13 protein-coding genes are annotated in these 14,699 nt (G+C 43.0%); 4 read left to right on the forward strand and 9 right to left on the reverse strand.

Annotated features, from left to right (window positions below; translation table 11 throughout):
* The first annotated feature begins 6 nt into the window (after positions 1–6).
* Both RL70_RS04275 and RL70_RS04280 read left to right on the forward strand, forming a co-directional pair.
* Positions 7–507 (forward strand): cytochrome c oxidase subunit II, encoded by a 501-nt coding sequence (locus tag RL70_RS04275; protein WP_025785969.1) that lies wholly within the window; start codon positions 7–9, stop codon positions 505–507.
* 1 nt (position 508) lies between these two features.
* The gene (locus RL70_RS04280; RefSeq protein ID WP_039042163.1) at positions 509–2,176 is read left to right on the forward strand and encodes a b(o/a)3-type cytochrome-c oxidase subunit 1; all 1,668 of its coding nucleotides are present in this window, start codon (positions 509–511) and stop codon (positions 2,174–2,176) included.
* 49 nt (positions 2,177–2,225) lie between these two features.
* On the opposite strand, the gene RL70_RS04285 is transcribed toward RL70_RS04280, so the two are convergent.
* Positions 2,226–2,477, reverse strand: coding sequence for an EAL domain-containing protein (locus tag RL70_RS04285; protein ID WP_039042164.1), 252 nt, complete (start codon positions 2,475–2,477; stop codon positions 2,226–2,228).
* Between the two features lie 191 nt (positions 2,478–2,668).
* Between RL70_RS04285 and RL70_RS04290 the strand changes: the two genes are divergently transcribed.
* Entirely contained in the window at positions 2,669–3,019 is a 351-nt protein-coding gene (locus RL70_RS04290) for an SCP2 sterol-binding domain-containing protein (protein ID WP_156137890.1), read from the forward strand.
* Between the two features lie 246 nt (positions 3,020–3,265).
* Here RL70_RS04290 and RL70_RS04295 read toward each other — a convergent pair whose 3' ends face one another.
* The 3 genes from RL70_RS04295 to RL70_RS04305 form a co-directional block, all read right to left on the reverse strand.
* Positions 3,266–4,003 (reverse strand): SDR family NAD(P)-dependent oxidoreductase, encoded by a 738-nt coding sequence (locus RL70_RS04295; protein ID WP_039042165.1) that lies wholly within the window; start codon positions 4,001–4,003, stop codon positions 3,266–3,268.
* A gap of 166 nt (positions 4,004–4,169) precedes the next feature.
* Positions 4,170–5,276, reverse strand: a complete 1,107-nt coding sequence (locus RL70_RS04300; RefSeq protein WP_039042166.1) for an amidohydrolase — start codon at positions 5,274–5,276, stop codon at positions 4,170–4,172.
* Between the two features lie 14 nt (positions 5,277–5,290).
* Positions 5,291–6,385, reverse strand: a complete 1,095-nt coding sequence (locus RL70_RS04305) for a glycosyltransferase (protein ID WP_039042167.1) — start codon at positions 6,383–6,385, stop codon at positions 5,291–5,293.
* 301 nt (positions 6,386–6,686) lie between these two features.
* Between RL70_RS04305 and RL70_RS04310 the strand changes: the two genes are divergently transcribed.
* Complete coding sequence (locus tag RL70_RS04310; protein WP_039042168.1) at positions 6,687–7,589, forward strand: C40 family peptidase; 903 nt, start codon at positions 6,687–6,689, stop codon at positions 7,587–7,589.
* Positions 7,590–7,747: 158 nt separating this feature from the next.
* Here RL70_RS04310 and RL70_RS04315 read toward each other — a convergent pair whose 3' ends face one another.
* The 5 genes from RL70_RS04315 to leuC all read right to left on the reverse strand — a co-directional run bounded on the left by RL70_RS04315 (position 7,748) and on the right by leuC (position 14,679).
* Positions 7,748–9,436, reverse strand: a complete 1,689-nt coding sequence (locus RL70_RS04315) for a methyl-accepting chemotaxis protein (protein WP_197054073.1) — start codon at positions 9,434–9,436, stop codon at positions 7,748–7,750.
* A gap of 298 nt (positions 9,437–9,734) precedes the next feature.
* Positions 9,735–11,135, reverse strand: a complete 1,401-nt coding sequence (gene argH, locus RL70_RS04320; protein ID WP_039042170.1) for an argininosuccinate lyase — start codon at positions 11,133–11,135, stop codon at positions 9,735–9,737.
* 264 nt (positions 11,136–11,399) lie between these two features.
* Entirely contained in the window at positions 11,400–12,572 is a 1,173-nt protein-coding gene (locus RL70_RS04325) for an alanine--glyoxylate aminotransferase family protein (RefSeq protein WP_039042171.1), read from the reverse strand.
* A 90-nt stretch (positions 12,573–12,662) separates the two neighbouring features.
* A complete protein-coding gene (leuD, locus tag RL70_RS04330; protein ID WP_039042172.1) occupies positions 12,663–13,253 on the reverse strand; it encodes a 3-isopropylmalate dehydratase small subunit in 591 nt (196 codons plus the stop codon).
* A gap of 16 nt (positions 13,254–13,269) precedes the next feature.
* Positions 13,270–14,679 (reverse strand): 3-isopropylmalate dehydratase large subunit, encoded by a 1,410-nt coding sequence (gene leuC / locus RL70_RS04335; protein WP_039042173.1) that lies wholly within the window; start codon positions 14,677–14,679, stop codon positions 13,270–13,272.
* Positions 14,680–14,699 lie beyond the last annotated feature (20 nt).

Below are 14,699 nucleotides of genomic sequence, written 5' to 3' on the forward strand. Positions count from 1 at the left end.
GAGATTATGCATCTGCACAAGTATGAGAAAGTTTGGCTCACGTTCGGCATGGCATCATTAGTTATTTTTCTTTTAGTTATAGGATTTGCAGCTTTTTGGAAAGGGACTCATCCACAGAGTCACTTGGAAACAATCGATCAGAATAACGTGGAGGCACATGATTCCTTTAAACCTGAAAACTTAGGTCTGACAGAAGTCGCAGACGGTAAATATAAAGTCAACATGGTCGCATCTGCATTCAACTATGATTTCGGTGTGGACAAAGATGAAAAACCTGTAAAAACAATCCGTGTCCCACAAGGTTCTACAGTTCTCTTTACAATTACATCAAAAGACGTAGTTCACGGATTCCAAGTAGCCGGAACGAATGTCAATATGATGGTTGAACCTGGTCATATTAGCCGTTACGAAGCGGTTATGAAAAATAAAGGCGAGTTCACAATCGTCTGTAACGAATATTGCGGCATCGGTCACCACCAGATGTTCGGAAAGGTAGAGGTGTATTAATATGGACGGAACTGAAAATAACCTTCGCTTATTCCCTAAAAAAGATGCACGACTCTACATGTCATTCATGTATGTCACGTTTGTTTCATTGCTCGTTGGTGGACTTATGGGTCTCCTTCAGACATTTGTCCGGTCTGGAAAATTCACACTTCCCTTCAACATTAACTACTACACGATACTAACGGTTCACGGTGTGATTCTTGGGCTTGTATTGACAACATTCTTCATCATCGGATTCCAGTTTGCTCTCATGGGGAAAACAGTCGGAATTTCGGATAAACAACGGAACGTCGGTTGGATTTCATTCTGGATGATGCTCGTCGGTACAGTCATGGCCGCGGTCACAATCCTAGTTGGCCAAGCCAACGTACTGTATACATTCTATGCACCACTTGCAGCACATCCGGCATTTTATATAGGTCTTGCGCTCGTAATCGTCGGAAGCTGGATTTCCGCATTTACAAACTTCCGACAGTTGTATGTATGGAAAAAAGCCCACAAAGGTGAAAAGTCACCGTTACTTGCATTCATGGTAATCATTAACATGCTTATGTGGGTGATTGCATCTCTCGGGGTTGCGGTTTCAGTAGTTATTCAATTCATCCCTTGGTCACTCGGATTTACAGAAACCATTAACGTGCTCGTCAGCCGTACATTGTTCTGGTACTTCGGGCACCCACTAGTGTACTTCTGGTTGCTCCCTGCTTATATGGCGTGGTATGCAATCATCCCGAAAATCATCGGCGGAAAACTCTTCAGTGATTCACTTGCCCGTCTAGCGTTCATCTTGCTGTTGTTGTTCTCGATTCCAGTCGGGTTCCATCATCAGTTGACAGAGCCGGGTATTGATCCGACTTGGAAGTTCATCCAAGTAGTACTTACAATGATGGTTGTTGTTCCTTCATTGATGACCGCATTCTCGATCTTTGCAACGTTTGAAATTACAGGGCGCAAAAAAGGGTTCAGCAGTCTCTTCGGTTGGTTCAAGAAATTGCCATGGGGCGACGTACGATTCTTCGCACCGTTTGTTGGAATGGTCGCTTTCATCCCAGGTGGAATTGGCGGTATCATCAACGCATCTCACCAGATGAACGCACTTGTCCACAATACAATTTGGGTGACAGGTCACTTCCACTTAACAGTTGCGACAACAGTCATTTTGACATACTTCGGGATTGCATATTGGCTCGTTCCTCACTTGACAGGACGTCGCTTAACGAAGCAATTAAACAAACTTGGAATCATCCAAACGATCATCTGGACAGTAGGTATGACGATTATGTCGACAGCGATGCATATCCAAGGACTTCTTGGCGGTCCGCGACGTTCTGCGTACTCAGAATACGCAGGTGGTACACAAGTCGATACTTGGATTGGCTATCAGCTTGCTCAAGCTATCGGTGGCACTATTCTCTTCATCGGTATTCTATTAATGACGTATATTTTCATTAAACTTACTTTCTTCGCACCAAGAGGGGTCGAGGAATTCCCGATTGCTGCTGAGGATGAAGACGCCCAAGTTACACCTAAAATTCTTGAAAACTGGTATTTGTGGATTGGCATTACCATTGCACTTATCGCGTTTGCGTACACGATACCTATGATCGATATTATCAAACACTCTCCTCCTGGATCCATTCCATTCAAATGGCCAATCGGAAGAATGTAAAAAACATCCGGATTGTAAGCGACTTTGCTTACAATCCGGATGTTTCATTTTACGCAGGTTGTATGGGTAAGTATAGGAATGGAAATCTTGGTGAAGCGAGCAACCATCTATTCAATTCTTCGATAGGTACCGGTTTACTGAAATAATATCCTTGAATTTCGAAACATCCTAGCTCTTCTAATCTTTTCATCTGACCAAGAGTTTCTACCCCTTCAGCTACCGTGTGCATGTGAAGGCTCTTCGCAAGTGTTAAAATCGCACGACTTTTCGGATCGGTTTCGATATTTCCATGCTCAAGCACCTCCTCAAAAGGATTTAATAGTAGTATCTATTGTGCTTTCATGATTGTTCGTGCAATATCTTCCTATTACTATGTAATTCAACAAATTAGCCAATTCACCATTAAAGTTTTCAGTAAACTCTGCGCATTTTTACAGATTAGTTTGGTATACTAATAGTGAGCCACTATTCATTTTTAGGAGGTTGGGAAACTTGGTAATCGAACACGAAAAAGATCTTCAACAAACATGGGAAGAAATTGAGCGGCAACTGAACGATAATTCCGCGCCTATACAAGGCTTGGATGTGAGTTATGGTTTTAATTTATCTGGGGATGAAGCGGGAAATTATGTATTAGTCTTTGCAGATAATAAGGCTAGCGTGACTACAAAAGAGACCGAAGAAGCGGATTGTACGTTGACGATGAAGGTCGAGGATTTCTACAAGTTACTTGCTGGAAAGTTAAACACAACCACTGCGTTCATGGTGGGTAAACTAAAAGTAAAAGGCAGCCTCGGTCTCGCGCTTAAGTTAGAAAACATTTTGACGCAATATCGTTTTTAATTTATCCAAGGGATAGTAGACGGTGTTGATTTACACTTCAAGTGGACGTAGATCATGCAACCGGTGCAGCAGGACGCCGCGAACTTAGACTGTTTCCATTAGCATCCCTTAGGAGTCGCCGCCTTCCTTTTCAATCAACGGGAATGCAATTAGTAAACATCATCACTGAATATAAATCAAAGATAAGTAACAAAAAAAGACGCCTCCTCAATAATGAGAAGACGTCTTTTCCATTTCAACTACCAATTAGCGTGCTGAGAATCCACCGTCGATTACTAGTTCAGCGCCAGTGATGTAAGAAGCTTCATCAGAAGCTAAGAACATTACTGCGTTACCTACGTCTTCAGGTTGTCCAAGACGAGCAAGTGGAGTCATTTTGATAAGACCCTCAAGAGCTGCTTTAGAAGACTCAAGGTTTGCTACCATTGGAGTCTGGATAACACCAGGGAATACTGTGTTTACGCGCACTTGGTCTTTACCGAATTCAGCTGCTGCTGCACGTGAAATCGCACGAACAGAACCTTTAGAAGCTGAGTATGGATTGAAGCCCATACCAACTAGTGCTGTGTAAGAAGAAATGTTGACGATTGAACCTTTGCCAACTTTCTTCATGTAAGGAACTACTGCACGCATACCCGCGAAAGTACCGAACGAGTTAATGTCGTGTAGGCGCTGCCAGTCAGCAAGTGTAATGTCTGCTGGTGCTTTTTCAGTAGAGATTCCTGCACAGTTGATAAGGATATCAATTTGACCGAATTTATCTGCTGTTGTCTTCATTGCTTCTTCCCAGTTGTCAGCGTCAGTTACGTTTAATTTAAGATATTCAACGTTTTCTTTTGCTTCCCATTTAGCTTTAAGAGCATCTGTGTTAATGTCTGCAGCGATGACTTTTGCGCCTTCTGCTGTAAACAAGTTAACCATCATTTCGCCCATGCCTGAAGCTCCACCTGTAATAAATGCTACTTTATCTTGCATTCTACCCATTTAAACCGCTCCTTTTTATATGGTTCATAAGTTTTAACATCTAAATAGTACTCCTATATTTCTCACATTGCAAACAACGACACTTCATTACACATATTTCAATTCTTCATATAAATGACAACTATCACTAACTCATTTAGCTATAAATTAACGACATTTTGTCAAGTCATTGTACTTTAAAACTTGCAATTTTCAGCGTCTCAGCAAGGATTTTAGCACCTGTTAAAAGGGCATCCCGATTGAATGTCATCTCTGGATGATGCAATCCTGGTCCTAAATCAGCCCCCAATCCAATCATTGTCGCTTTCAACTCTGGGTTGCGAATCGTATAGAAGTGGAAATCATCACTTCCTGAAGTGACAACGTCTGCTGCAAGCCCCTTTTCACCAAGTACCGCAAGAATTCCTTCGCGTGCGATTGCGACAGCTTCATCTGACACTTCAGCTGCCGGCGTATAGTCTGCCCATTCCAAATCGATTTTAGTACTGTAAAGTTCAGCAATCTGTTGTACACCTTTATCGACACGATTTTGTAATTGTTGTAACACATCATTCGACTGAGCACGGATGTCTAATCCAAACTTCGCTGAGCCAGGGATGATATTCAGACTTTCTCCACCGGCTTGAACGTGCGTCAATTTCACGGAATACGCTTCATATGGTGAAAACTGAATCGTTTTCAAAAATTGACCGATGGCAAGTAATGGATCGATGGCATTGACGCCTTGATGTGGACGTGCTCCATGGGCATCCACTCCGCGAATCATTCCTTCTACAAAATAGGCAGCTCCGTGACGAATCGCAGCGGAAGCTTTGCCTAACGGGAGCTCCTCTTGGGGTCTCAGATGAATGCCGTACATATAACTCACATCATCTACAGCTCCACGGTCAATCATTGCATTGGAGCCATTTCCTTTTTCTTCGGCTGGTTGAAAGATGAAGCGAATTCTGCATCCTAAGTTTTCTTCCTTCAAATAAGTGAGCGCTCCAAGCACCATAGCCATGTGACCATCGTGTCCACATGAGTGATTCGCTTGATAAACACCCTCAACCTCTTGCCAAAGAGCATCGATATCTGCGCGCACCGCTATAACAGAATCCCCTTCTCCGATTTCTGCAACAGCTCCAGTGACATCTTCAAAAGTTTTATAAGGGACTCCCATTTCATCCAAAATGCGTACGATTTCATGTGTCGTTTCTTGTTCTTTCCAACTTACTTCCGGATTCGCATGGAAGTGTTCGAACCAATTTCTGATTTGTTCTGTGACAGCCATTCCCTTATCCCCCTTTACCGTGTACGTTCTGCTTCCCCATATATCTTCAACATGTTCTCCAATATCATCTCATAGGAATGTTCATGAACGATTTCTTCTCGCTGAGCAACATTACTTGCTTCATCAGCAGAAAGTGCTTGAAGTAATCCTGCTGCAAGACTTTCCACATCGCGTGGTGGCACTAAAATCCCAGCATCATCCGCTAACAAATACGACAATCCCCCAACGTCTGATGCAACTACAGGCGTACCTGCTGCCATTGACTCAAGCGCAACGAGCCCAAATCCTTCATGGTAGGAAGGAAGCGCTAGGACATCTGCTGCTGCTAGCCATTTGGCAAGTTCACTCTGGGGTTTCGTGCCTTCAAAGTGTACTCCTTCGATTTGGTGAGTCGTAATGTACTGTTTGACCTCTTCTACAAAGGTAGCTGACTTCGAAGAGCCTAGTAGATGTAGCGAAACTTCTGGAAAAGAATTTTGAAGAGCCGCGAATGCCTGTACTAATTCTAGGATCCCTTTTTCACGGATCAAGTTGCCGATGAATAAGATCACATGCTCACTCTCCGGTAAGTTTAGTTCATCACGTACCGCATCTCTTGCTAATGGATGAAATACTGTTCGGTCAACTCCCATACTCATCACTGTTACATTTGTTTCAGACACGCCAAAGTTTGTAACAACTTCTTGTTTCAGACGTTCCCCAACTGTAATAACATGAGTTGCCTCCTGAAGAATTGTTTGAGTTAGTCCCGCAATTCTCGCACTCTTTTTCGCCATTTTATCGATATCCCCGCCATGAACCGTCACGACGTAAGGAATTTTAAACAATCGCTTTCCTATTAATGAAAGAAGTCCTGTCGGAAACGCATAGTGAGCGTGCGTTAATGCGAGTTTACGACGATTCCCCATTAGATAAAGAACCGAGCTAGCAAACCATTTCCCATATTTTAAAAGCGATTGCACTTTTCCGCCGTTTGGATTATCAATTGCCTTTACATCAACCTTGACGCCAGATTTTTTAAGTAATTCGACTTGGTTTCTAACAAAAATCCCGTACGTAGGGTGTTCTGCAGATGGATACATATTGCTAAATACTACAATTTTTTTCATGTCAGCTCCGTTCTGCCAGATTCCACATATAAGTTCCGGCATTTAAATACGTTTGGTTACAAAGATACAGTAATTTCGTGTTTTTTTCACGTTCCACAGCAATTCTACACAAAAATAAAAACGCTTTCATCGGAAATATTATCCGATAAACCGCGTCAAATCAGTCTTTTATACATTAACCGACCATTTGTAACATCATTGTAATATAACTGTAACCGAAATAAGGTTTAGCCTATGCTAAGATAATCACAGATAAAGACACTGTCAATGATACGGTGCGAAAGGGGAAACTGAGAAACTTATGAAACTGAAACGTCTTTTGGCACTAGGAATCGCTAGTTTAGTAATTTCAACGTCCGTACCGTCTATGGCTTCTGCTACAACACTTTCTGCAACTAATTTGGTAAGTACAGCTAAAAATTATATAGGAACACCTTATCGTTACGGTGGAACAACTACTTCCGGAATCGATTGTTCAGCATATACACAACTCGTTTACAAAAAGAGTGGATCTTCTCTACCGCGCACAACTGGACAACAATACCAAAAAGGTAAATCCGTTTCGAAAAGCAATTTGACTACTGGCGATCTTGTCTTCTTCAACACAAGCGGTCGCGGTGTATCACACGTCGGAATCTATATCGGTTCTAGCAAGTTCATTCACGCGTCAACTAGTAAGGGTGTTACAATTTCATCTCTTAACGATCCCTACTACTGGAAGAGCCGTTATGTAGGCGCAAAACGTCCTGCTGCTTTTGGAGAAACATCTGTCGCTTCAAAACCAGCAGCAAAAGTTACATATGCTACTCGTGGACAAGTTGCAAATATCGTTGTAAAGACGTTAGGTCTTAAAAGAGATTATAGTGCTAAAGACTACACTGACGTAACCCCAAAAACTTCTTACTATAATGAAATCATGGCTGCAACTGAAGCAGGAATTTTTGAAGGTGGCAATAGTGGGAGATTCGATCACAATTCATCTTTAACACGTTCACAAATGGCAAAAGTTCTTACAAAAGCATTCGATCTTCCTTTATCAAAGGAAGGAAACTTTAAAGATGTACCTGCTAACTATTGGGCAGAAGATTACATTGGTGCTCTTTATGCGAATGATGTAACAAAAGGTTACACTAACGGTAACTTTGGTGTAGATGACAAAGTGAAAATTCAAGACATGCAACGTTTCTTGGACAGACTAAAATAAGACCTACAAACGTGGATTCCTCTTACTATAGTGGATTCCACGTTTTTCTTTTATTAAACCTATTTTCTGAAATTCTTTACTTTGTTCAGCTTTTAATGGCATAGTAAAAGCGCATTCCCCTCATCATATGCGGGGAGTGCGCTTTTTATGTTCACTTCTTACACTTGAAATCTACTAACCTCTTGCTGGAGCTCGTCTGCGAGGCGTGTAAGGCTTAGTGCGCTCGCACTAATCTCTTGGCTTACTGCGAGCTGTTCTTCCGTCGCTGAGCTTGTTTCCGTCGCTGAAGCAGACGCTTGTCCGCTTAACCGTTGAACTTCACGTGCTCCGTCTGTCACTTCATCTGCCATAGCTTGGATCTCTTCAATTGCTGCAGAAACCGTTTCAACCTTAGCGGATACATCTCCAACTGCTTGTTGGATGTCTTTGAATACCGAGTTGGACTCGGCTGTAGCTTTCATGCCATTTTCAACTTTTTCGCTACCTGTTTCAATCGATTTCGTTGCTTTCTTTGAATATACTTGGATGTCACTGACCATAGTTCCAATCTCTGACGCAGATTTTTTGGATTGCTCTGCGAGTTTTCTTACTTCATCTGCAACAACCGCGAATCCTTTACCTGCGTCTCCTGCACGAGCTGCTTCGATCGCTGCGTTAAGTGCCAACAAATTTGTTTGTTCAGCAATCCCTGTAATAATAGCCGTCACTTTTTCAATTTCAGAAGAGTGATCTGCCATCTCTTTCATAATCGTTGCAGTTTCTCCAATCGTTTCTCGAATGGTTTTCATTTCTTCGACGACCTCGTCCATGGATGCTGAGCCTTTACCAACAAGTTGTGTAACTGCTTCTGCTGAACGCAACATGTCCTCATTGCTTTCTGAGATTTCTCCAACCCCTACAGATAGCTCATTCATCGATTGTGTGGATTGGTCCGTTATCCGTTGCTGACGCTCACTGCCTTCGAGTTGTTTCTCTGCAGTACTGGCGATTAACTCAGACGATGCCAAACTTTCCTCAGAACTTGCGGATAACTCTTCCGATTGCATTGCCAACTGTTCCGCAGAGGCATTAATTTTGCGGATCATGTTCGCTACATCTGCCCCCATTTGATTGAACGCCGCTGCCATTTCTCCGATTTCATCTTTACTGCGCACGACGAGTGGATCGATGGAGAAATTACCATCTGCAATTTGATGTAATCCTTCCGTTACGATGCCAACAGGTTTTGTAATAGAGCGGCTAATGCGTTGGGAAATTAGGGTGCCTATCACTACTGCAATAATTATAATTGCGGCGATAATGATTGTTAGCTGTGTCATCATCTGATTGACTTCTTTTCGTTTCTTTTCCAGAGCCTTGTATTGGTTATCTTTAATCAATTCAGCACGAGTCATTACTACGTTCCCTACATCTTTAGAGGCTTCAGACATCCATTTCGCAATATCATCTTTACCTTCTTCCAAGTTACCGACGATATTATTTTGGAGCGTCATCGACTTTTCGTTCGAATCGACAAGTGCTTCATATTCTTTTTTCATCGTCGCACTGTCTATCATTTTACCTAGTTCCTGAATAAGTTGTTCTGAGCGCTCATAGTTTTCCTGTCGTTCCTCGAGCAATGTGTCATCCTGATAGAGCATATATCCTCTGATTTTACTTTGCATTTGTTCTTGCTTCAACACGAATTCATCTACAATATCTACTTTATGCACTTCATCGTCGAGCATATGCTTATAATCATTATTCAATTTCACGAGTAATAGTATACTAGCCACCCCAATAACAACTAGCAGGACTAATAATAGTCCAAACCCATTTCGTAACTTTCCTGCAATTGTTCGTTTCACCCATTCCACCCCGTTTTTATCTCTTTTTTCAGAAACAACGAACTTTACCAATCATCTGAATAGTTATTACTAGTTCGATTATATCTGTTTATTAAGAATAAATCACTACTTTTCGACCACTTTTCAAAATTCGTTATACCCGTAATGCCTAATTCCTTCATATAATTGCATAAAAAAACCACGCAAGCATAGCACTCGCGCGGTTTCCTACTCATCTGTCGACGATGAACCTGCCGTTTCTTTAAATATGGATACTACCTGGTAATAGTTATAAAATCTATCTTGTTCATACAACCTATTAACTCTTCCGCTTTGCAATCATTTCACGTACAGTATCCGGATTCGGTCCTCCCGTGATACTTCGACGTTCTACGAAAACTACAGGATCTATAATTGCCTGCCAGTCTGCTTCAGATAGGGACACGTCCTCTAACCACTCATTTACAAGCTCCACAGGAATTTCATATAACTCTTTCTGAAGAGTGATAGCTCTTTTAGCAACTATAACAGCTTTACCGTGGGCTTGACGAAACGAGATATCATAGTCTCTAGCTAACACATCTGCAAGTTCAGTTATCGTAATCATATTCTCCCTCGCTTGCTGATGCGCTCGTTCCTTATCGAACTCCATCGTAATCATGACAGCATTCAATAGCTTCAAAACTCGATCAGCTTTCTTGAACCCCTTGTATAGATGAGGTTGTAAATCGTCTTCCGTATCATTGATATCTCCATAAGGAGTGTTGTGAATCATATGGAGTACGGCAAGACCTTCTGCTAGTGCACTGGAGGCAAGAGATCGAGAGTGTTCAAGCGACACAGGATTGCGTTTCTGCGGCATGATGCTGCTGATTTGCACATAGGCATCCGAAACACGCAATAGCCCCACTTCTTTCGACGCCATTCTTAAGAGCTCTTGCACCCACCGGCCGATGTTGGTCATCAAACTGATTAAACTTTGTACAGCCTCCAACAAATAGTCACCCGCACCGATTGCATCGTACGAGTTTTCGATCAATCCCTCAAAATCCAGTAGACTGACCATTCGTTCGCGACTAATCGGGAATCCTGTTGTCGTAATTGCCGCTGCTCCCATTGGGGACTGATTGACAACTGTCCTTGCTCGTTCCAGACGCTCAATATCCCGGTAGAGTCCATCATAGATGGCTACTAGATAATGGCCTAATGTAGTAGGTTGTGCGGGCTGTGTATGCGTGTGGGCTGGCATAATGGTTTCAACATGATATTCAGCCTGACTCAATAGTGTGGCTGCCAATGTTTTTGCCAAACCAATCGTATCTTGTAAATGTTCCCGTAACACAATGCGATACATTGCTTCTCCCATATCATTACGACTTTTAGCAATATGCATCTTCCCTGCTAAGTCGTTTCCAATCATGTCACCGATTTTAGATTCTACTAGGAAAAACAAATCTTCATATGCTGCAGTATAAATGAAATCGGCTTTATCCATATTACGAATTTCTTCGATTGCCTCTAACACTTTTTCAGCCTCTACCTCTTTTATAATGTTCTGTTCTGCAAGCATAATCGTATGCGCACTATGCACCGCAAGCATTGCGTGAAATAAATGATCTTTTTGAAGTTCGAACAGCGGTTTTAGTAGGACTTCAGAATAAGTTTGTCCAGGAAAAGACTTCCCATCGGCTTCTTCAAATCTAAGCTTTTCTTCATTCATCTCCCCACCTCATTCAATTCATTTCCAGGGCTTTCTATGGGCAATTTCCAACTGTGTTCTCTAGTATATGGTTTGTTGTCCGGTTGGAAATGGGAGATGCCTAGTGAACTAGAAAATAACCCACTCCATTAGGATAGTTATAAATCTTAAAGCACTAGATGAGCCAGATAACGAAAAAAGCATTGGAATCCACTTGTGGAATCCAATGCTTTTTTCATTTTGATTTTTATATTTAAAACTTCTACATTAGACTAGGAATTCTTCTCATTGCACAGAAAACGTACCCAACGTTTCCTGCAACACAGATACTGCCTCTTCAACCACCACTTCATGCCCGCAATTTTGCAAAGCTTCACCGATTTTTCTGATAGAAGTCTCCAACATTTCTGGAGTTGTATTCCCCATGTGACCGATTCTAAAAGCTTTTCCAGCTAGATGTGCAAGTGCGCCTGATAAAATCACACCTTCTTTAGCTAACTCTGCACGGAATGCGGCATCGTCTACACCTTCTGGATAGTAGATACAACTCAATGTCGGTGCAGCGTCTTTCTCTTCAGCTAGCGGTACCATACCATATACCCGTAATGCTGATCGAACGGCACTCCCATAGGCTTTATGACGGACATAACGTTCTTTGAGACCCTCTTCTTCAACAATCCGCAATCCTTCTTCGAGTGCGTAGATCATGTTGACAGGCGGTGTTGCAAAGTATTTGGATGGATCATGCATGACCGGGATCCAGTTATGGATATCACAATAGTAGGCAGATACTGATTCCATTTCGTTACGTGCTTTCAACGCCGCTTGACTGAAAGCTACTATGCCCACGCCCGGAGGGACTCCAATCGCTTTTTGCGAACCAGTTAAGACAATGTCGATTGCTGTATCCGGACCTGCATAATTGTGTTGCATATCTTCCGGCATCGCTGTTGTTGCACATACTCCGTCAACAATAGCTAAAGCACCGTGCTGTTTAATGAGCGGAATTAATTCACCTAAGCTTGCTTGAACCCCCGTTGACGTATCAGCATGCGTCACAGTGACCGCTTTGTATTGGTTTCTCTCTAAATACTCTTTGACGTGTTTCAAATCGACTTGTTTGCCCCACTCTGCCTGCAGCAGATCAATTTGAATCTCGAATGCTTGCCCCAGTTTAATGAAGCGATCCCCGAAATAACCATGGCTGATGATCAAAAGTCGCTCCCCAGGTGCAATCGTATTGACGAGCGCCATTTCCATTGCAAGTGTTCCAGATCCAGCGACGATAAATACTTCCCCATCCGTATTCAAAATTCGCTTTGTACGTTCAATGGCTAATTTAAATCGGCTTACAAATCGTGGATCTGTATGAGCACGAGTTTCCTCCCCCAATGCATCGTAAATGGAATCGACGACCGGCGTCGGTCCAGGTATGAGTAGCAAGTCTTCATTTCTCAATCAAATTCCCCCAATAATCAGATTGTTGTGCATACAAAATTTCGACATGGTTCTAGAAATATCCTTTATTACGAAAAAAAGCCCGTTATCTCAACGGGCCATACGTTCTTCATACGCAGTAATTTGGTCTTCATATTGGAATGTGAGCGAAATTTCATCCCAACCATTCAACAACATCTGGCGAGAATACGGGTCGATGTTGAAGGGGAGGATAGCTCCTGTGTCATGCCGTGTAACAGTTTGTTTCTCCAAGTTCACAGTGAGCTCAATCGGGTTCTTTTGGCCATCTGCAAGTAAGGAATCGATTTCGCTTTGAGTGAGTCGAATCGGTAAGATGCCATTTTTGAAACAGTTACTATAGAAGATATCCGCAAATCCTGGCGCGATCACGACTCGGAATCCGTAATCCAGAATGGCCCACGGTGCGTGTTCCCGGGAAGAGCCGCAACCGAAGTTTTCATCCGCTACTAAAATCTGTGATGCTTCAAACCTAGGATCATTTAGAACAAATTCGGTATTCGCATTGCCTTCACTGTCAAACCGCCAATGATAAAACAGATACTTTCCGAATCCTGTACGTTCAATTCGCTTTAAAAACTCTTTTGAAATGATTTGGTCCGTATCGACATTTTTTCGGTCTAACGGGGTCATGACACTTGTGACACTATTAATCGGTTCCATAGGTATACTCCTCCCTTCAGCCCTGCAGCGCAGGTACTTTTCGAATATCCGTAAATCGTCCTGCAATGGCAGCCGCTGCCGCCATCGCCGGACTGACTAGATGCGTCCGCGCTCCAGCACCTTGGCGTCCTTCAAAGTTCCGGTTTGAGGTAGATGCACAACGTTCTCCAGAAGGAACAACGTCATCATTCATCGCAAGACACATACTGCATCCGGATTCACGCCATTCAAATCCGGCCGCTTTAAATACTTCGTCCAGCCCTTCTTGTTCTGCAAGTCGTTTTACAGAACGTGATCCAGGCACGACAATCGCAGTGACGGTCGGATGAACTTGTTGACCTTCCACAATTGCTGCTGCTGCACGCAAGTCACTTAGACGAGCGTTCGTACATGATCCGATAAAGACATGCTGGATAGAAATATCGGATAACAACATACCTTCTTCCAGTCCCATATAAGCGATCGCTTTTTTCAACGCTTCTTTGTCAGATGGTGATGCATAATCAGAAGCATACGGAACGCGGCCACTAATTCCTGTTCCCATCGCTGGGTTCGTTCCCCATGTTACATAAGGTTCAATTTCAGTTGAATCGAGAGTCAGCGTTGTGTCATAGACCGCACCTTCATCAGTCGCAAGTGCGAGCCATTCCGCCGCAGCTGCTTCAAATGCTTCTCCTTCAGGAACGTGGCGACGGCCTCTTAAATACTCAACAGTTGTTTCATCCGGGCTGATCAATCCTGCTTTTGCCCCTGCTTCGATTGACATATTACAAATCGTCATTCGTTCTTCCATCGAAAGGTTACGGATGGCTTCACCCGTAAATTCGATAATATGTCCTGTTCCTACATCGATGCCGAATTTTGCAATGACCGCTAGAATCACGTCTTTCGCAGTGACTCCCGTACCTAATTCTCCGGAAATCTTCACTTCCATCGTTTTTGGTCGATTTTGCCAAAGGGTTTGTGTAGAAAGTACGTGTTCGACTTCACTCGTACCTATTCCAAAAGCAATCGCACCAAACGCACCATGCGTAGATGTATGGCTGTCTCCACAAACAATGGTACGGCCAGGCTGTGTAAGCCCCAGTTCAGGTCCGATAATGTGGACAATCCCTTGGTCTGGATGCGTCATATGCGCGAGCTCGATTCCAAATTCCTCACAGTTTTTCTCAAGTGTCGTCATCTGTTTTTGAGCGATGGGATCGCTGACAGTTTCAACATTACGTGTCGGCACGTTATGATCCATAGTCGCATAACATCGTTCCGGACGCCGCACTTGCCGTCCTGCAAGTCGTAATCCTTCAAACGCTTGCGGGGATGTCACTTCATGGAGGAGATGGAGGTCGATATAGAGCAAATCAGGTTTCCCTTCTTCTTCTGTCACGACATGTCGATCCCAAACCTTTTCAATAATTGTTTTTACCATTTCCAATTCCCCTTTCCATG

It is taken from the genome of Sporosarcina sp. ZBG7A, from assembly GCF_000813425.1.
GTDB lineage: Bacteria > Bacillota > Bacilli > Bacillales_A > Planococcaceae > Sporosarcina.